This is a genomic window from Pectobacterium versatile (assembly GCF_003932035.1).
GTDB classification, from domain to species: domain Bacteria; phylum Pseudomonadota; class Gammaproteobacteria; order Enterobacterales; family Enterobacteriaceae; genus Pectobacterium; species Pectobacterium versatile.
This window is the reverse complement of sequence record NZ_CP034276.1, coordinates 327,441-346,771: the sequence shown is the minus strand read 5'-3', so window position 1 is coordinate 346,771 and position 19,331 is coordinate 327,441. Positions and strand designations below refer to the sequence as shown.

Sequence of the window (19,331 nt, the reverse complement as noted above, 5' to 3'; positions counted from 1 at the left end):
AGACACCTCACAGACCGTAGCGGAACAGTAAATAAAACAGACAGCAGAACAGCGCGCTGTTAAACAGTGCAGGATGCCAGACGAAGTCATAGATCCCCGTCGGTTGCAGCAGGCGGTTCACGACAAAAAATAGGGTCAGCGATACCAGCAAGACAAAAAATACAGGGGGAAATGACAGCCCGAACAGCACCATAACCGGGAGTGAACTCATCCTCTTTTCCTTTTTCTAATAGGTAACGGTAGCGAGCAGGTGTGCTACCGGGTGGTAAATTATGTCGTCTGGCGCGGCCTTTCAGCACCGACAACAGAGCCTCATCCCGCAGGCGGGCAGCCAACGGATGGGATAACGTTAAACTGATGAATAGCGATGTCAGCAGGGGCTGACTAACGATGGGAAATCAGCGTATTACTCTAATTGGGTAAATAAACACAATCATTGAATGGCTCTGTTCTGCCCAGAACCATCGGATAGGCTATATTATGGATGCTTATTATCACCTTATCTACATAGTGTGATCTAAATCACTTTTAAGCCAGAGTGAATAATGGAAAGACTAAAGAGTATGTCGGTGTTTGCCCGCGTGGTGGAATTTGGTTCTTTTACCGCCGCTGCCCGTCAGTTGCAGATGAGCGTATCCGCCGTCAGCCAGACCGTCACCAAGCTTGAAGATGAACTACAGATTAAGCTGCTTAATCGCAGTACGCGCAGCATTGGTTTGACAGAAGCGGGGAAAATTTACTACCACGGCTGTCGCCGCATGCTGCATGAAGCGCATGAGGTCCATGAGCAGCTTTACGCCTTCAACAACACGCCGATCGGCACGCTGCGCATCGGCAGTTCTTCCACGATGGCACAGAATGTGTTGTCCACCATGACTGCCGCGATGCTGAAGGAATATCCCGGTCTATCCGTCAATCTGGTCACCGGGATTCCCGCTCCCGATCTGATTGCCGACGGGCTGGATATCGTTATCCGCGTCGGTGCACTACAGGATTCCAGCCTGTTCTCGAAACGCTTAGGCTCGATGCCGATGGTGGTCTGTGCCGCGAAAAGCTATCTGGCACAGCACGGCACACCGGATAAACCGGCAGATATGGTGAATTTTTCCTGGCTGGAATACAGCGTACGGCCCGACAGCGAATTCGAGCTGATCGCCCCGGAAGGCATTTCGACCCGCGTCACACCACAAGGGCGTTTTGTCACTAACGACCCGCAAACGCTGGTGCGCTGGCTCAAGGCTGGGGCGGGCATCGCGTACGTGCCGCTCATGTGGATCGTGGACGAAATCAATCGCGGCGAAATTGAGATCCTGTTCAACCGCTACCACTCCGACCCGCGCCCGGTCTACGCGCTCTACACCCGCAAAGACAACCTGCCGCTAAAAGTACAAGTCTGCATTAACTACATGACGGAATACTTCAAAAACGTCGCCCTGACGTATCAGGGCTATCGACAGAATCATAGCGAGGAAAAAAAACCGCGCTAATAAAGCGCGGTCTTAAAGGGATCTAGGGATATCAGCACGAATTACGCAGTGCCGCCAACAGGCAAGCTTTGCCCTTAATGACTACGGGTATATCAAGATTGTTTTTCGATCACTTCGTGGCATAATAAATATTCCCTGTACACATAAACAAGGATAGTTGAATGAAAAATATGTTTTGCGATATAAACTCAACATCAACATTCCCAAAATGGAATTTTATTGATGCTGGATTATGGTATTTACTTCCTGATGATGAAAGATATGTCACTGGTAATCCTAGGTTGTGGGCATATAAAGCCGCATATCTTCAGTATAATAAGGATAAGATAATTAGCCATGCTCATCGTGAAAAAATACCAGTGTTACTATTGGCTGGAGTTGCTGTCTCTGAAGTAGCAGGAACACCGGAAAGATTTAAAGCATACGGGGTTTTACAATATTATCAGATTAGAGATTATTTCAATAATAGCGGAAACACCATATCGAATAGAACTTCTGTCGGTAGTTTAGCTATTCAATTAAGAGCAGCAGCAGAAACACTAGGGATTGACCCATCTAAATTATCAACAACACAACAACTTCAATTATCCAATTGCTTATTAGATGATGACTTTAACATTAACATTGTTGCCAAACATCTTAAATCATTAATAATTTTTGACAACCCTAACATAAAAGATACTTTAAACATAAGCGATGAGCAATTAATAATAGCCGCATCTAGATACAATAGAGGGATAGAAAGGAAAAAAGATGATTTCATATCATCTATTAAAGCCCCCAACGGTGATCCCTCAAGGGATTACTCTTCTTACGGAAGGACTATTATTAAAAGAAAGAATGTAATTTATAAAATAATCGGGATGAACAATGAATAATAATATTATTAAATCCACAATTAACATCATAATGGTTATATATTCATTTTTTGTTATTATTACTTGCATGATGGGAGGGGTATTTAAAGAAGAATGGTTTATAGATGGAGATGAAATAAAAAATGTTTGCGATGTATTAAGAGCAATAGTAGTTGATGATTACAGAGAGACTGTTGCTATTGCCACATTAGCATTAATAACACCTGTTGTTATATATGGAGCCTTCAACAAATTTAGAATAATTTCAATAAATATAATGCTGTTGGTTTTTTTATTTGTTTGGATTTGGTTTTTTATTGTAAAATACAGAAACTGTCTTTGGTTTTAACTAAATAACCTGGCAGGCGTTAAATATCCGCCTGCCATAAAAACAAAATCAAACACCCATTTCAGTCCATATGCTATAACCAGATGTTCCAGCTATAACATGTGACCATGAAATAGACTTATATCTAAATGTAATAATTTCTTCTGGCTGATTGTCGGAATGATTTATAGCATGAGGATATACAACATTCACTCTAATTATATTGGCATCAATTAATTTCACAGAATAAAACAATTCCAGCCCACCGCCAGAAGCGGTTCTATAGAAAAAGAAATCAATGTCTAGATATTCATTATCAGATATAGCCATTCCAAATAGTGGGGATGACTTGTCTATTGGTTTGACAAATGATATAGGCCCATGAGAAACATTATGGTCTCTTGTTATTCCATGTTCAAAAGCCAATACCATTATTTGATCTTCATGGCCATTTTGATACTTATTACCAATAGAGCTAAAAGTTGAACATCCAGCAGAAATAAGCCCCTGTTTTTTACCATTAACAGTCGCGTAAATTATATTTGCCATAAAAATCCTTTTAAGATGTTATTTTACTTGTAACTATAGTTACGTTAAAAATCTCTAAGATCAAGTTAATTAACGTCTATACCTCTCATACTTAAAGCTGCTTATGCGTTGGCCGCCCTTGCTCACCCCAATCACTTACTTGCAGCGTACCCATCAACAACATAAAACAGCTTTAATTCAATCACTTATAAACAATTTTTCCTTTGAATGACTAAACTGCCACGATTCACCGCGCTAATAAAGCGCGGTCTTAAAGGGATCTAGGGATATCAGCACGAATTACGCAGTGCCGCCGACGGTTAGGCTTTCCAGTTTCAGCGTAGGCTGACCCACGCCGACAGGCAGGCTTTGCCCTTCTTTTCCGCACACGCCGACGCCGTTATCCAGCGCCAGATCGTTACCGACCATCGAGATCTGCTGCATCGCTTCAATGCCGGAACCAATCAGCGTTGCGCCTTTGACTGGCGTAGTGATACGGCCTTTTTCGATCAGGTATGCTTCGGATGTCGAGAAGACGAACTTGCCAGAAGTGATATCGACCTGACCGCCGCCAAAGTTTGGCGCATACAGACCGTATTCAACGCTGGAGATAATCTCTTCCGGCGTAGATTTCCCAGCCAGCATGTAGGTGTTCGTCATGCGCGGCATCGGCAGGTGCGCATAAGATTCGCGGCGACCGTTGCCCGTTGGCGCAACGCCCATCAGACGAGCATTCATCTTGTCCTGCATATAGCCTTTCAGAATCCCGTTTTCGATCAGGACATTGTATTGCCCCGGAACGCCTTCATCGTCCATCGAAACTGAACCGCGACGTCCGGTCAGCGTGCCGTCATCCACCACCGTGCACAGCTCTGACGCAACGAGTTTCCCCATCTGCCCGCTGAATACTGACGTACCGCGACGGTTAAAATCGCCTTCCAGACCGTGTCCTACCGCTTCATGTAGCAGCACACCCGGCCAGCCAGCACCCAGCACTACAGGCATTGGCCCCGCAGGTGCAGCCACCGCCGACAGGTTAACCAGCGCCATACGCACGGCTTCTTTTGCCCAGGCATCGACGCGCGCTTCGCCGTCAGCCACTTCCCAGAAATAGTCATAGCCGCCACGCAGGCCGCCGCCGCTGGAGCCGCGTTCACGTTTGCCCTCGGCTTCGACCAACACGCTGATCGACAAACGCACTAACGGTCGCACATCCGCCGCCAGCGTACCGTCCGTCGCCGCCACCAGCACCAGCTCATACACACCGGTCAGGCTGGCTGAAACTTCCTGCACGCGCGCATCTGCGGCACGCGCGACCGTGTCAGCACGCTGCAACAGCGCAATTTTGTCCTCACGCGTCAGGCTATCCAGCGGGTTCAACGTTGGATAGAGCGCATGATGCGATACCGCTCCCAACGTGTGCGCCGTGCCTGTACCCTGTTCCCGCACAATGCTGCGTGCTGCCTGCGCACTCTGGTGCAATGCGTTCAGCGTGATCTGATCGGCATAAGCAAACCCGGTCTTTTCACCGTCAATCGCACGGATACCCACGCCCTGATCGATATTGTAAGAACCGTCTTTAATGATGCGATCTTCCAGTACCCAGGACTCATGGTAGCTGGACTGGAAATAGAGATCGGCATAGTCCAGTCGACGCTCATTAAGCGACCCCAGCACAGCGGCGAGATCGTCAAGATTCAATTTGTTGGCGGTGAGTAACTGCTCACTGACAAACGAAAGGCTCATAGTTTTTCACTCTTTATCAGATAATCGGCTGAGTACGCTGCGCTGCCCTAACGGCATTATTCGCCTTTCTTCTTGTTCGGCTCACGCAGCACTTCCTGAATCTTTGGCTGATCGAGGCTACCGGAAATCTGGTAGCGAATCAGCGAAATCTTGTTCCATAGCGGTGCCAGCACTTTACTGGCAGCAAACACCGCGGCCCCAACAACCGGGTTAACGGCAAATGCGGTCGCCACCCCCACCGTCGCGGAAATTTCTGGGGCGATAACCGCTTCCATATTGACCTGTCGCTTAGCGAGATCGAGATCGCCTTTTATCGCGATATCGGCCTCCAAACCGTCGACCAACATATCATCAGTATGCAACACGCCGTCTTTAATCCATGCCGTGTTGCGAATCGAGTCGAAGTAAAATCCGCGGCCAAACGTATCACTAAAATCGAACCGCAGCTTACGCATCAGCGCATCAAAGCTCAATAAACGCAGCAATTGACCCGCCTGACCCGCCCCCACTTCAGCAATCTCACCCTTACCGATGCGCGTGTGCAATATTCCGCTCAGGCTGGCAATATCCGGTGCCCAAGGCGTACCGCGCCAGTACAGATCGTAGTCCACATCGAAAGAACCAGCTTTCAGCGGTGAATCAACGCCAAACCAGTTAGCGTTCTGCTCCAGGCTATCACCTGTCAGACGGCCTTTTAACGCCGTCCGCACGCCTTCTGCGTTTTCCTGCCAGGAACCGTTTACCGTCAGGCGAGCTTTGCCTGTATCAATAATACCGTCTGCCAGCGTTAATTTTTCCTTTTCTGGCAGCAGCGTTCCCTGAATACGTCCCATATTCTGCCCGAGAATCCAGCACTGGCGACAGTTAACCGCCAGCGACGGCCAGTCCTCAAAGCTGATGCTCGGGTCGTTTAGCGGCGATTTTTTCTCTGCTAATGCCACCGGGTTGGTCGCTTCATTCCCTTTCCACTGAGGATTGTAGTAGAGATAATTGATGTCGCTGCGCCACGTGCCGCGATTGGGTATCTCAACCATTCCGTCAATTTCGCGCCCTTTTACCTGCACTTCACTGCCAGCAAGCGTATTTTTACGCGTGATGTCCAGATCGTGCCACTGCTGCCCCAGCAACTGTAGCTCAGGTGTCCGCAGCGTCACGGCTTCAGGAAAACGAAGAGAACTATGCGCTTTTTTCCCTTCGGCTGGTGTCGAAGCACGCAGCGAAGGCAGAAGCCCCAGCCAGCTTTCAGCATCCAGCGGCGGGAGATCGAGTACCAGAGCGGAATCTTCTGGCAATGCAGGCGCCGCCGTTGCCCCGTTCTGCCAGCTTGCCCGCGCCAGCGTCACGGTGTCGCCTTTTAGCAGCCATTGGCTATTGAAACGGTTATCTTTGCCCACTCTCCCTTGCATGGCAAAACCATTCAGGTCGCCGCTGGCTTTCACTTCCAGCGGCAGGCTCTCGCCAGAGGGTTTACTGAGCGGGTTAGGTAAGTGACTACTTACTTTATTTAAATCAGCCTGTACATCAACATCATAAGTTGTTTTACCAGAATGCGGCAGGTTGACGGCAATCGTACTTTTCCAGCCTGCCGTTCCGGACAGGGCTTTGCTGGCCGATGCCGGTAAACCGGGCAAGAGCGCAGGCTGCCAGTCGCCCTGCAAGCCAACATTCACCAGAAAAGCCTTCTCGTGCTCTTCCGTCGTGAAATTGACCGCCATCGGCTGATTCAGCCAATTCGCCTGAAGAGTTTCACTGCGTAAGTTACCGTTTTCATAGCGGAATTTACCGGTGAGATTCTTAATCGTGGTATCCAGCGGCTTGATGTAGAGGCTGTTATTGTTCAGCGTAATGTCGCCACTGGCGCGGACATCGTCACCGGCAAGCGGAATATCCAGATGCAGCGTCCCTTTCACCGGCCCGCCAATTTTCAGCTCGTCCAGCGCCGTGCCCAGCGAGGATTTCAGCGGCGTCTGGTGAAAGTAGTTCCCCACCTCTGGCCCCGGACCGTCCAGTTCGCCATCGACGAACAGCATCTCTTTTTCATAATCGGGAATGACCGCACTAATGTTTTTGCCTTCCACTTTGCCCAGCCAGGTTTGTGGTGCAAACATCCACAGGCCGTTGTTAGCAAAGTCCAGATTGATATCCAGCGGCGTCAGCGCAGGCCAGCCCGGCTGAAATTCGAAGGTGGCCTCTTTAACCGGCACCCAGACTTCAAACTGGCCTTCGTTGTGCGTATACGGGAAATGCTGCGGATTGCCAGCAAAGATCAGCGTCGCGTTATCAACACGACCGCCCTTCAGCGCGCCGCTCAGATAGTCCACCAGCTCGGTGCCCATAAACAGTTCGGGATAATAGCGCCAGGCATCAGCCGCGTCGGTCAGTCGAATCCCAGCCAGAATATCCAGCTTCGGTTCCTGCTTGGCGGGCTGTTCATAGCGGAAATCACCGTTAGCCCATAGCGATTTCGCCTGCACGTCCAGCCCATGACTCCAAAGCGACAGGCCTTGCGCATCATTACGCCAGTCTATCGTACCGCTGGCCTGCTTGATTTCCAGCGGCGCACGGAACATATCGACATAGGGCAGCGTGCTCTGCTTTAACGCGATGCTGACCTGCCCGTGTTCGGCACTACCGCGGGCAGAGCCCGAGAAATGATCGACGCCCGGCAGCAATTTCCACTGCTTCCAGCTCACATCCTGCCAGTCGGCCTGAAAGCGGCTTCGCTCCGGCTGTTGCAGAGGGATATCAACGGCAACAGTATTCAAGGTGCCCGTCGGTTGCAGTTCATCCCAGCGCGCTTTCAATTCTGGCGTCGTGCCGGACAGCAGCGGAAGCAGCGTGCTTACTCGCGCCAATGCCAAGTTGCTGGCTCGCACGCGCAGCTCTTCCTGCCGATCTGGCCCTAACATGTGTTCATTCTTTGGCAGCCAGAGCGCGGAGAGCCGACCTTTCGGCCAGGCGACGCCATCCGTTGCCAGATTCAATTCAGGCACATCCACCTGCCAGCCATTTTCCTGACGGCTGACGTGCAGCGTCATATCATCCACATTCAGGCGATGCGCATCGCTGCCTTCCCCCCAATTCGCCGTACCCTGATTAAGGAGCACATCGCCACTGTGGATGTCACCATCACGGACGTTGATCCACGCCGCCAGACTAAAATCAGCGCTTTCCAGCCCGGTATTGTTTTTCATCCAGCGGCTGAGCCAGGGCTTCATATCGATATTGTCAGCCTGCAGATAGAACGTGCCGTTGCTGAGTAGCCCCTGATCGTCGTGCAAATCCATACTCATTTGCACGACACCGTGCTGGCCGTTAAAACTCGACAAGCTAATCAAACCTTCCGCTCGGTGGCGCTTCTCGGAATTCAGCCAGGTCAGTTGCGGAATGCTCAGCTCCGCGCGGGAACCGGAAGGGGTAAGAAAGGTAACGTGGCTATCACGCAGGTCAAAGTGGTCAAACTGGCGCAGGAAAAGATCGCTGACCTTTCCTGACTCCATCAGTTTGCTATCCTGCTGCTGCCCGGTAAATTGGCTATTAATATCCAGTTTTAACTGGTGAAACGTGAGATCGCGAAACTGCCAGCGCCCGTGCAACAGCGACTGCCACACATCCAACGCCAGCGTAATGCGGTCAACCTGCCAGTCCGATTCCGGCAGGGACGTGCGAAGCTTTTCAATTTCTAGCGTGGGGCCAAAGGACTCCCAGCGCCCCGTCATCGAGCCGATCTCTAACGGAACACCGGCAGCAGACTGCGCCCAGGCCACCAGCTGTGGCCGGAAGTGATCGAGCTGTGGCAGCACCAGTCTTAAGCCGCTGACTAACAGCGCTACCATCACGACAAGAGTGGCACCCGTGATGATAAGTATTCCGGGCAGTCGCCTCACTAATTTCTCCTTCTTTCGTCGCCGACGACGAGCGCACGAATTTACATCATTACGACGTCAAACTGCTCCTGGCTATACAGGGGTTCGATTTGTACTTTGACCTGTTTGCCGACGAAAATTTCAACCTCAGCTAACGCGTGCGACTCTTCACTTCTCAGCGCTTCCCCGACTGCCGGTGAAGCATAGACCAGGAAACGATCGGTGTCATAAGCGTGGTGGACACGCACGATTTCACGCATGATTTCATAGCAGACGCTTTCTACCGTCTTCACCGTGCCACGACCATTACACGTCGGGCATTCATGACACAACACGTGTTCGATACTCTCACGCGTGCGTTTGCGCGTCATCTCCACTAATCCTAGTTGAGAGAAGCCGCTAATACTGGTTTTAACCCGATCTTTACTTAGCGCCTGCTCCAGTGAATGCAGCACCCGCCGGCGGTGATCTTCGTTATTCATATCGATGAAGTCGATAATGATGATCCCGCCAAGGTTACGCAAACGCAGCTGTCGTGCAATCGCCTGCGTCGCTTCCGTGTTGGTATTGAAAATGGTTTCATCCAGGTTGCGGTGGCCGACGAATGCCCCCGTATTGATGTCGACGGTCGTCATCGCTTCTGTCTGATCGATGATCAAATAGCCGCCGGATTTCAGTTCAACCTTTCTGTCCAGCGAACGCTGGATCTCATTTTCCACGTCAAACAGGTCGAAAATCGGCTGTTTACCCGCATAGTGTTCAAGTTTGCGGGTCATCTCTGGAATGTATTCGGCGGTAAATTCCAGCAGCGCTTCATACGTCAGTCGGGAATCAATCCGAATGCGATCCAGCGCAGCGCCAGCAAAATCACGCAAAATCCGCCGGGCGAGTGCCACCTCACCGTAGAGCTTACATTTGGTCTGGTTGCGCTTTTTACGCTCCATCACCTTGACCCACAGACGCTTCAGGAACGCCGCATCCTGTGAAAGCTCTTCTTCACCGACGCCTTCCGCTGCGGTACGAATGATGAAACCACCGTCATCATCACAATACTCTGCGACCGTTTTCTTTAAGCGCTCGCGTTCCGCTTCGCTTTCAATCCGCTGTGACACGCCGACGTGCGATGCCCCGGGCATAAACACCAGATAGCGCGACGGCAACGTGATATCGGTCGTCAGACGTGCGCCTTTGGTTCCCAGTGGGTCTTTGACCACCTGCACCATGAGATCCTGACCCTGACGTACCAGTTCGGCGATATCGCGGACATGAAAATTCTTCTGTTCGTCACCGGCAACGCATTCGGTGTGCGGCATAATATCGGACGCGTGCAGGAATGCCGCTTTATCCAGACCGATGTCCACAAACGCCGCCTGCATGCCCGGCAGGACGCGACTCACGCGGCCTTTATAAATGTTGCCGACAATGCCGCGCTTCGCATCGCGTTCAATATGAATTTCTTGCAGAATGCCGCCGTCGATATAGGCAACGCGCGTTTCTGACGGTGTAACGTTTACCAGTAACTCAGCAGTCATGTTTTCCTCTTGCACTCCGCAACGCAGCAAAATTACTGAATAGCTCATGGGTTTCTACCAGCGGCAACCCAACCACCGCGTAATAGCTCCCATTAAGCGACCGGACAAAGCATCCACCTTTGCCCTGAATACCGTAGGCCCCGGCTTTATCCATCGGTTCGCCGCTGGCGATATACCGTTCGATATCCTGCTGCGAAAGCGGGCGAAAGACGACATCGGTTGTCACCAGACAGCTCAAGACATCATCTTTATCTGCCAGCGCAACGGCCGTCATCACCTGATGTGGTTTTCCAGACAGCTGACTCAGCATCTCTGCCGCATGAGCTTCATTCTGTGGTTTTTCCAATACCTGGCCGTTCAGTACCACAATGGTGTCTGCACCCAGAACCGGTAAATCAGACGGTGCCGCCACGACACCCGCAGCCGCTTTCTCATGTGCCAGACGTCGGACATAAACTTCTGCCGCTTCTTCCGGTAACCGCTGTTCTTCCACCGCGACATTCAGTACAGAAAAAGGAATATCGAGCTGCGTGAGCAGTTCGCGACGGCGGGGAGAAGCGGAAGCCAGATAAAGCTGAGTCATGAATCACCTTATTGCACAGTAAACTGACGACGAATTTTACGCATCAGCAGGAACAGCCACGGCCAGAGTACGCCATCAACGACGCTATTCCAGAGTGTTTCTGGTCGGAAAGAGACATTAATAACTAAAAATTCTGCCCAGAATACCGTGAGGTCCATCACCAGCGACAATAGCATGACAATTAATGCCTGCTGCCATAACGCCATATTTCGGAATAGCTGGAATTTAAAGGCGACCAGATAAGCAACAATGCTCAGCGCCAGCGCCCGTACTCCCAGTGTAGACCCAAGAATCAGGTCCATAATCAGACCTAATATAAATCCTGTGCCGACATTCACCCGATGTGGCAATGCCATCACCCAGTAAATGAGAAACAGCGTCAGCCAGGAAGGGCGAAACATATAGATTTCATCCGGCCACGGCATAATCTGCAAAACCATGGCGATCAGAAAAGAAAGCCAGATAATCCAGTTGCCATGCCTGCGATAACGGTTCATTGGCGGCCTCTCTGCGGCTCGGCGGTGGGCACAGCGGTATCAGGAGGAAGCGGCGGCCCCATGTCGTCAGGCGACGGTAAAACCTGCGGCATCATCTGCATCAGACGCTCATTGGCAACCCGATGCACTTCTGCTGGCGGCAGCGCCGTATTGGAGTTGTTTTCCACACCCCACAGTAATAGCAGATAGCGCAGGCGCTGTAGCCCCGCAGTCGGACGTGCCTGAATAATCGTATAGGCTCGCTGTGTATCGGCCTTGACCGATGACACGACACCAACGGGATACCCTTCGGGGAAACGACCGCCCAGACCCGATGTGACCAGCACATCACCCACTCGGATATCGGTATTGTTAGGCAAGTGTTCGAGTTGCAGATCGTCGGCGCAGCCATTGCCGGCGGCAATCACGCGGATATCATTGCGTAGCACCTGAATCGGCAACGCGTGGGAAACATCACAAATCAACAAAACCCGGCTGGTAAACTGACCAACCGCCACAACCTGACCTACCACGCCTTTATCGCTGATGACCGGTTGCCCTTCATACACGCCGTTCGCCTGACCTTTATCAATCACCACCTGATCGCTGTAAGGGTCGGTTCCGGCGGACATCACCTGCGTCACCATTTTCTGCTCATCCTGACGCAGCGGCGAGCCGAGCAGTTCACGTAACCGCGCATTTTCCTGCTTGAACTGGCCTAGCAGCAACAGGTCACTGTTTTTCATCAACAGTTCTTGACGCAGCGCGGTATTTTCAAGGCTTAATTGTTCACGGGTTGCCAGTGAGGCAGACATATTGTCCAAAACCTGACGGGGTCCATTCGCCAGAAAGTAGAATGGGCTGACAGTGGTGTCCATGTACGTTCTGATTTTGACGAACGAACCGAGCCGACTGTCCGCAACGATCACGACAATCGCGGTAACGACAGCAAGAAAAAGTCGTAATTGCAGGGAAGGCCCCCTGCTAAAAAGCGGCTTCATAAAATTTGCGTATTCCTCGACAGCAACCTCAAATCGCACCTGGCGATTTTTAACGTCACAAAGCGATACCCCGTAGGGCGAATTTCATTGTTCAGGCAAATAAAAAAGGGGTAACCACGAGAGATGAAAAACGCAGGCGTTCATCCATCCGGTCCCCCCTTTTCCAGACAGGATTACTCCTCGCTGAACAAATCGCCACCGTGCATGTCGATCATTTCCAGCGCCTTGCCGCCACCACGGGCAACACAGGTCAGCGGATCTTCAGCCACCACAACCGGAATACCGGTTTCTTCCATCAGCAAACGATCCAGGTTACGCAACAGCGCACCCCCGCCGGTTAACACCATACCGCGCTCGGAAATGTCGGAGGCCAGTTCCGGTGGACACTGTTCCAACGCCGCCATGACTGCGCTGACGATACCCGTCAGCGGCTCTTGCAGCGCTTCCAGAATTTCGTTGGAGTTCAGCGTGAACCCACGCGGTACACCTTCTGCAAGGTTACGGCCACGTACTTCAATCTCCAGCACTTCGTCGCCTGGATAAGCGGAACCGATTTCATGCTTGATACGTTCTGCCGTTGCTTCACCGATCAGTGAACCGTAGTTACGACGAACGTAGTTGATGATCGCTTCATCAAAGCGGTCACCACCAATACGTACAGAAGAGGAGTACACCACGCCGTTCAGCGAGATCACCGCAACTTCCGTGGTACCACCACCGATATCCACAACCATGGAACCGGTCGCTTCGGATACTGGCATGCCAGCACCAATCGCAGCCGCCATCGGCTCTTCGATCAGGAACACTTCACGGGCACCGGCACCCAACGCAGATTCGCGAATGGCACGACGCTCAACCTGCGTTGCGCCAACCGGCACACACACCAGCACGCGCGGGCTCGGACGCATAAAGCTGTCGCTATGCACTTGCTTGATGAAGTGCTGCAACATTTTTTCTGTAACCTGGAAATCGGCAATCACACCGTCTTTCATCGGGCGAATCGCCACGATATTCCCAGGCGTTCTACCTAGCATCTGCTTAGCGTCATGGCCGACTGCTGCCACGCTCTTTTGAGAACCCGCACGATCCTGACGAATCGCAACCACAGAGGGTTCATTCAGTATGATGCCCTGCCCTTTAACATAAATCAGGGTATTGGCGGTACCCAGGTCGATGGACAAGTCGTTGGAAAACATGCCACGAAATTTCTTAAACATAACGAAAGGATAATCCTGCAAGCTGGGGGCGAAAAATAAATCCGCCTACTTTACCAACCACACGAAGCAGCGACAAGGCACGAAAAGGCTCTGCTTCGGTGAAAAATGAGTCTGCGTTGCGCACGTCGGCGTCAGGGAGAAGGCACAACATGCTTTCTCCTCAGGCGGCAAGGCATCTTACCACTGTCCACCCGACAGAATTGCGCTAACACAGGACATAAAATCTAACATTTAATCGGATTGCCGCTAACGTAAGCACACACTAACCGATTTAACAACCGCCTCATTCTACGTCAATTTGAACGGGACGTTTATATTAAACACGATGCCGCGGTGAATATTTTTTCAGCTCATCCGTTACAGGGACTGATGCGGCAAAAAAATCACCTTGCCCACCATAAACTCCCTTGCCCAACAGCATCCGCCACTCCTCTTTGGTTCGCACGCCAGCGGCAAACACCCGCGTTTGCGTACCTTTGCAAGCCTCGGTCAAGCTTTGTACAAACAGCTGATTTTCCGGGCGGCGCTCAAGACTGCGGACCAAACCGGGATGAAGCTTGATGATCTCCACGGGGAGTGACTTGATATACGTCGTACTGACCAGCGTCAAACCCGCCTGCGTGACCGCCAGGCGACAGCCTAAACCCAGAATCAAATTGAGAACCGGGCGCAGGCGGCCGATATATTGACAGACATCTGCCTCTGCAAGTTCAAATAAAATGCACTGACGCTGCGTTTTCGGACATTGCAGTAAGACTTCCTTCAGCCAGCGCAGGAAAGGCTTCTGCAAAAGTGAGTCCACACTTACTGGTAAAGCCAGTGTTTCTCCGGGCCAGCTCGCAGACAAATCAATAATTCGCGTCACAAGCTGCCGATCATAACTGGCCGCCAGCCCCAGTTGTTGAACCAGAGGCATATACTCCGCCGCGAGCAGTTCCTGTTCTCCGTCGTAAATCCGGCTCATCATTTCACGATGATGCACCACACCCTCTTTTGTCACCGCAGGCTTCTGATACAGCCGTGGGCCACCGCGTGCCAGCGTCTGTTCCAGCAAGGTCCGCCATTTCACGCTGCCGCGCCCTTTGTCTGGCACCTGCCTGTCAAACACGCACCAGCTGTTACCCCCCTGCAACACCGCATTGCGCGTCGCGTCCTCCACACTCTCCATCACTTGCTCGGCGCTTTGCCCGCCGCGATAGGCACAAATACCAATGTGGAGAACCTCCTCGCGATCGATCAACGGGCAGGCGGGAAGAATATCGATAGACTTCACCAGCTGCGTGGCAATCGCATTGGCTTCCTTTAGCGTGCTGTGGGGGAGTAATACCGTGAAATCGCTGCTGAAATAACGCGCCAGCAGCGCAGAGGGATAGCGCATGACGAACGTCGACAGCAGGTTGACCAGCGTGAAACGGTATTCCTGAAGCGCACTGGTATCGCCATGCGTTTCTTGCAAGGTTTCAAAATCAGGCACGCGAATCATCATGACAACGCCGTGCGTTCCCACTTCTTCGCCATCTTCCAGCTGTGTGGTCAACTGATTATCAAAAAACAGACGATTACTCAGCCCGGTTTCAGCATCCTGCGCAGCGAAAGCACGGATTAACGTATCAACCCGCCCACGCTCCTCACGCGCTTCTACTAAATCAGACAGCAGCTGATCGAGCGCCCCGCTGGTCTTGACCGGCCATTCACGTACCGACCCCTGCATAACCGATTCACGCTCGCCCTTGAGAATACGCTGTGCGCGTTTTTCCAACTCTTCCTGTCCGGCAGCCTGCCGGCGTAGCCAGCGAATGGAGAAGTACAGCATCAGGAGCATCAGGCCCGCGGCCAACAATACCGATAGCGTCGACACCACGAAACGCGGTAAACCAATCAGCGGATCGACATATTTTAAGGCGATCGTCATGTTCAAATGATGCATCAGCGGAAATTCGACCTCATGATAGAGGTGCGTGCGTTCCCAACCGGCCTCGGGCAGTTGTATTGAATAGAGGGTCGAATCGTTATCCTGAATATCCAACGCCACAATGCCTGCCGTCTTCATCATTCCCGGCAGCCAATATTGGATATTTTCGGGCGATTGCACTAATAACGCCTGATCGATACTGGCCGTGACCTCGCGTAGCTGCTGCTCGGTTCGCAACTGGCTATAATAACAGAGGCTAAATATGCTACTGAAAAGCATAAGAAAAATGGCGAGAACCGTCAGCAATACTATGAGTATCGAGAACCTGGTCGTAAATCCCATCCCTGCGTCCTATTCCAAATAATTGTCATTTCTGCGAGTTTGTTGTTTTTTATCAGTTCGCATAGGCCAGCTACAACGCATAGTACCAATACTAAGGTAGCTGTAATAACTATACCCTAAATAATTCGAGTTGCAGGAAGGCGGCAAGCGAGGGAGACCCGATGAGCTTACTCAAGTAAGTGATTCAGGTGACTGACAAACCTGCCTTGGCAGATTTGAACGCGGCTTGCAGCGGCCCCAACGGGGCGAGTAGCGCAGCCAACGCACATGCAGCTTGAGATATGACGGCTATATAGTCGTTAATGACTTCCCCCCATTTTTCACCCTGCTACAGGAGATAGCCCATGCAGGCTTTAGTTCTTGAACAGTCAGACGGACTGACCCACGCTCAGATTCGCGAGATTGATGCGGAGCAGCTTCCCGCCGGGGATGTGACTGTTGATATCAGTTGGTCCGGTATTAATTATAAAGATGCGCTTGCCATTACTGGCAAAGGCAAAATTATTCGTAACTTCCCGATGGTTCCTGGGATCGATTTCGTAGGTACAGTACGCCACAGCGACAGCGATCGGTTTGCCGTCGGTCAGCCCGTAATCCTGACGGGTTGGGGCGTAGGTGAAAACCACTGGGGCGGTTTGGCACAACAGGCGCGTGTGAAGAGCGATTGGCTGGTCCCTCTGCCCGCGTCGCTGGATGCGCGTAAAGCTATGATTCTTGGCACAGCAGGCTTTACCGCGATGCTGTGCGTGATGGCGCTGGAAGACGGCGGCATCACCCCGGAAAGCGGCGACATCATTGTGACGGGCGCCAGCGGCGGCGTCGGCAGCACGGCAGTCGCCCTGCTTGCAGAGCTAGGCTATCAGGTGACTGCCGTCAGCGGCCGTGCCGACAACACTGATTATCTGAAAAAATTGGGTGCCAAACAGGTGTTGGATCGCAGCGAATTCAGCGGCAGCCCTCGCCCGCTAGAGAAACAACGTTGGGCTGGCGCGGTTGATACCGTCGGCGACAACGTGCTGGCGACGCTGCTGGCGCAGATGGATTACAACGCGACGGTTGCCGCGTGCGGTCTGGCTGGCGGTATTGCTCTGCCAACGACCGTGATGCCATTTATTTTACGCAATGTTCGCCTGCAAGGCGTGGATTCCGTGATGGCACCACTGGCGCGCCGTCAGCAAGCGTGGGAGCGTCTGGCTGCCATCCTGCCTGAGTCGTTCTATCAGCAAGTTACGCAGGAAATCGGGTTGGAGGATGTCCCTGCCGTTGCCGCTGCGCTGCTGGAAAACAAAGTCACTGGCCGTACGCTGGTGAAAATCAGCTAACACCGTTCGTTGACGTATTAATTTGCGGAACGAAAACGGTGATAATGGAATAGAAGAGTAAAGCGTCCGCGACAGGGACAAAGGCGTCAGGAACGCCTTTGAACGTCGCTTGCGACGGCCCTGAAAGGGTGAATCTCAGGGATGAGATTCATATCTGCGCGGCTCGAGCGTACATGGATGTATTCACAGCGTCTTTACGATCTATCCATTATCATCGCCCAACGCATTATCAGTAATCTTGAGCGCTGTTACACCCTGCAAAAAAGTATTTCATCTCTCCTGTCGCAGTTTCTACCGCAAGTCATCTATAACTAAGTGAACGGTAAGCATTAAAAACGCCACTTTGCGTCAACAATAATAATGACTGGCGGGAGTTCACATGCACAAACATCGCAAATTCACGGAAGCCGACGTTACCCCGGAATCCCTCTTCTATCAGCGTCGGCGCGTATTAAAAGCGCTGGGTATTTCCGCTGCGGCGCTCTCACTGCCGTTTTCTGCACAGGCTGACCTGCTGGCCTGGTTTAAAGGCGGCGATAAACCCAAAGCGCCACCGGGTAAACCGCTCACGTTTAGCCAACCCGCCGACTGGAAGCTCGATCTGCCGCTCACGCCGGAAGATAAAGTTACGGGCTATAACAACTTCTATGAATTCGGGTTGGACAAAGCCGATCCGGCGGCCAATGCGGGCGGGTTAAAAACCGAAAGCTGGACCGTTAAGATAGACGGTGACGTCGCTAAGCCTCTCACGCTAGATATCGACGATTTGCTAAAACGCTTTCCATTGGAAGAACGGATCTACCGTTTCCGCTGCGTCGAGGCGTGGTCAATGGTGATTCCGTGGGTCGGCTTTGAGCTGGCCAAGCTGATTAAATTCGCCGAACCCACCAGCAACGCCCGCTACGTGGCGTTTCAGACGCTTTACGACCCAGAGCAGATGCCGGGGCAAAAAGATCGCTTCATGGGCGGCGGGCTAGACTATCCCTATGTAGAAGGGCTGCGGATGGATGAAGCCATGAATCCCCTGGCACTGCTGGCCGTCGGCGTCTACGGCAAGACACTACCGCCGCAGAACGGTGCGCCCATTCGGTTAGTTACACCGTGGAAATACGGATTCAAGAACATCAAATCCATCGTACATATCCGGCTCACTCGTGAGAAGCCGCCCTGCACATGGAATCTGGCGGCTCCAGACGAGTATGGCTTCTATGCCAACGTTAACCCGCATGTGGATCACCCCCGCTGGTCGCAGGCGACAGAGCGCGTCATTGGCTCAGGTGGTTTGCTTAACGTTGAACGCCAACCCACGCTGCTGTTCAACGGCTATGCCGATCAGGTTGCCTCGCTGTATCGCGGCCTGAATCTGCGCGACAACTTTTAGCTAATAACACAAAACATCTAGCTAATAACACAAAACTTCTCGCTACAGCATCCTGTCAGGATAGGGATCCACATCAGCATGAGACTGACGTTACTACACATTAACGGGCTAAAAGTGCTACTCCATCTGGCTGGTTTTCTGCCGCTGCTGTGGCTGATATTGTCAGTTGACCAAGGGTGGTTCAGCGCGGACCCAGCCAAAGATATCCAGCATTTTACCGGCCGAATGGCGCTGAAATTGCTGCTGGCGACGCTGTTGGTCACGCCACTGGCGCGCTACGGTAAACAGCCTCTGCTGATTCGCTGCCGACGCCTCCTCGGGCTGTGGTGCTTTTTCTGGGCGACGTTACATCTGGTGAGCTATGCACTGCTGGAGTTGGGTCTGGATCATCTGGCGCTGCTGGGAAAAGAACTGATATCCCGGCCGTATCTAACGTTGGGAATCATAAGCTGGCTGATTTTGCTGGCGCTGGCGGTGACCTCACCACAGGTAATAATGCGCAAGTTGGGATCGCAATGGCAAAAACTGCATAATTTCGTCTATTTAGTCGCCATCCTTGCGCCTATCCACTATCTTTGGTCAGTTAAAACGCTCTCCCCACAGCCTATTTTGTACGCGCTCGCGGCGATGATCTTGCTGCTGTTACGTTATAAGAAATTTCGCCAATGGTGGCGCTAAACGCCGCAGCAATACAGGAAAAGCCGGTTACGGACCGCAGTGAAATTCACGCCTTCGCACGGCTTGGTGCAGGAA

At 52.0% G+C, this 19,331-nt stretch carries 16 protein-coding genes; 6 read left to right on the top strand and 10 right to left on the bottom strand.

The window, feature by feature from the left end; genetic code table 11:
• Window positions 1-7: 7 nt before the first annotated feature.
• On the bottom strand, window positions 8-211 hold the full coding sequence (gene aaeX / locus EIP93_RS01570; RefSeq protein WP_005975424.1) for a p-hydroxybenzoic acid efflux pump operon protein AaeX: 204 nt from the start codon (window positions 209-211) through the stop codon (window positions 8-10).
• A 334-nt stretch (window positions 212-545) separates the two neighbouring features.
• Between aaeX and aaeR the strand changes: the two genes are divergently transcribed.
• From aaeR to EIP93_RS01555, 3 genes are all read left to right on the top strand, one after another.
• Complete coding sequence (gene aaeR / locus EIP93_RS01565) at window positions 546-1,487, top strand: HTH-type transcriptional activator AaeR (RefSeq protein WP_039470325.1); 942 nt, start codon at window positions 546-548, stop codon at window positions 1,485-1,487.
• A gap of 161 nt (window positions 1,488-1,648) precedes the next feature.
• Window positions 1,649-2,365: a hypothetical protein gene (locus EIP93_RS01560; protein ID WP_010296614.1), complete on the top strand. Its 717-nt coding sequence runs from the start codon at window positions 1,649-1,651 to the stop codon at window positions 2,363-2,365.
• Window positions 2,358-2,693, top strand: a complete 336-nt coding sequence (locus tag EIP93_RS01555) for a DUF2645 family protein (protein WP_010296608.1) — start codon at window positions 2,358-2,360, stop codon at window positions 2,691-2,693. Before EIP93_RS01560 ends, EIP93_RS01555 begins: the two co-directional genes overlap by 8 nt.
• A gap of 48 nt (window positions 2,694-2,741) precedes the next feature.
• On the opposite strand, the gene EIP93_RS01550 is transcribed toward EIP93_RS01555, so the two are convergent.
• The 9 genes from EIP93_RS01550 to csrD all read right to left on the bottom strand — a co-directional run bounded on the left by EIP93_RS01550 (window position 2,742) and on the right by csrD (window position 15,875).
• Entirely contained in the window at window positions 2,742-3,221 is a 480-nt protein-coding gene (locus tag EIP93_RS01550; RefSeq protein WP_125232171.1) for an Hcp family type VI secretion system effector, read from the bottom strand.
• A 279-nt stretch (window positions 3,222-3,500) separates the two neighbouring features.
• Window positions 3,501-4,946, bottom strand: a complete 1,446-nt coding sequence (gene tldD / locus EIP93_RS01545; protein ID WP_105879892.1) for a metalloprotease TldD — start codon at window positions 4,944-4,946, stop codon at window positions 3,501-3,503.
• A 56-nt stretch (window positions 4,947-5,002) separates the two neighbouring features.
• Window positions 5,003-8,833, bottom strand: coding sequence for an AsmA2 domain-containing protein YhdP (gene yhdP, locus EIP93_RS01540; RefSeq protein WP_125232170.1), 3,831 nt, complete (start codon window positions 8,831-8,833; stop codon window positions 5,003-5,005).
• A 41-nt stretch (window positions 8,834-8,874) separates the two neighbouring features.
• Complete coding sequence (gene rng / locus EIP93_RS01535; RefSeq protein ID WP_095701285.1) at window positions 8,875-10,344, bottom strand: ribonuclease G; 1,470 nt, start codon at window positions 10,342-10,344, stop codon at window positions 8,875-8,877.
• On the bottom strand, window positions 10,334-10,927 hold the full coding sequence (locus tag EIP93_RS01530; RefSeq protein WP_039482362.1) for a Maf family protein: 594 nt from the start codon (window positions 10,925-10,927) through the stop codon (window positions 10,334-10,336). Before EIP93_RS01530 ends, rng begins: the two co-directional genes overlap by 11 nt.
• Window positions 10,928-10,935: 8 nt before the next feature.
• Window positions 10,936-11,424: a rod shape-determining protein MreD gene (mreD, locus tag EIP93_RS01525; protein ID WP_039482366.1), complete on the bottom strand. Its 489-nt coding sequence runs from the start codon at window positions 11,422-11,424 to the stop codon at window positions 10,936-10,938.
• Window positions 11,421-12,404, bottom strand: a complete 984-nt coding sequence (gene mreC / locus EIP93_RS01520; RefSeq protein WP_103971335.1) for a rod shape-determining protein MreC — start codon at window positions 12,402-12,404, stop codon at window positions 11,421-11,423. Before mreC ends, mreD begins: the two co-directional genes overlap by 4 nt.
• A gap of 173 nt (window positions 12,405-12,577) precedes the next feature.
• A complete protein-coding gene (mreB, locus tag EIP93_RS01515; protein ID WP_010300322.1) occupies window positions 12,578-13,621 on the bottom strand; it encodes a rod shape-determining protein MreB in 1,044 nt (347 codons plus the stop codon).
• A gap of 316 nt (window positions 13,622-13,937) precedes the next feature.
• Window positions 13,938-15,875 carry an RNase E specificity factor CsrD gene (csrD, locus tag EIP93_RS01510; protein ID WP_103943438.1) on the bottom strand — a complete coding sequence of 646 codons (1,938 nt, stop codon included), beginning with the start codon at window positions 15,873-15,875 and terminating at the stop codon, window positions 13,938-13,940.
• Between the two features lie 344 nt (window positions 15,876-16,219).
• On the opposite strand from csrD, the gene acuI reads away from it, so the two are divergent.
• The 3 genes from acuI (at window position 16,220) to msrQ (ending at window position 19,256) form a co-directional block, all read left to right on the top strand.
• Entirely contained in the window at window positions 16,220-17,197 is a 978-nt protein-coding gene (gene acuI / locus EIP93_RS01505; protein WP_103861668.1) for an acrylyl-CoA reductase (NADPH), read from the top strand.
• Window positions 17,198-17,576: 379 nt separating this feature from the next.
• Window positions 17,577-18,578, top strand: a complete 1,002-nt coding sequence (msrP, locus tag EIP93_RS01500) for a protein-methionine-sulfoxide reductase catalytic subunit MsrP (protein ID WP_103971333.1) — start codon at window positions 17,577-17,579, stop codon at window positions 18,576-18,578.
• 78 nt (window positions 18,579-18,656) lie between these two features.
• Window positions 18,657-19,256 (top strand): protein-methionine-sulfoxide reductase heme-binding subunit MsrQ, encoded by a 600-nt coding sequence (gene msrQ, locus EIP93_RS01495; RefSeq protein WP_103943436.1) that lies wholly within the window; start codon window positions 18,657-18,659, stop codon window positions 19,254-19,256.
• The last annotated feature ends 75 nt before the right edge of the window (window positions 19,257-19,331 follow it).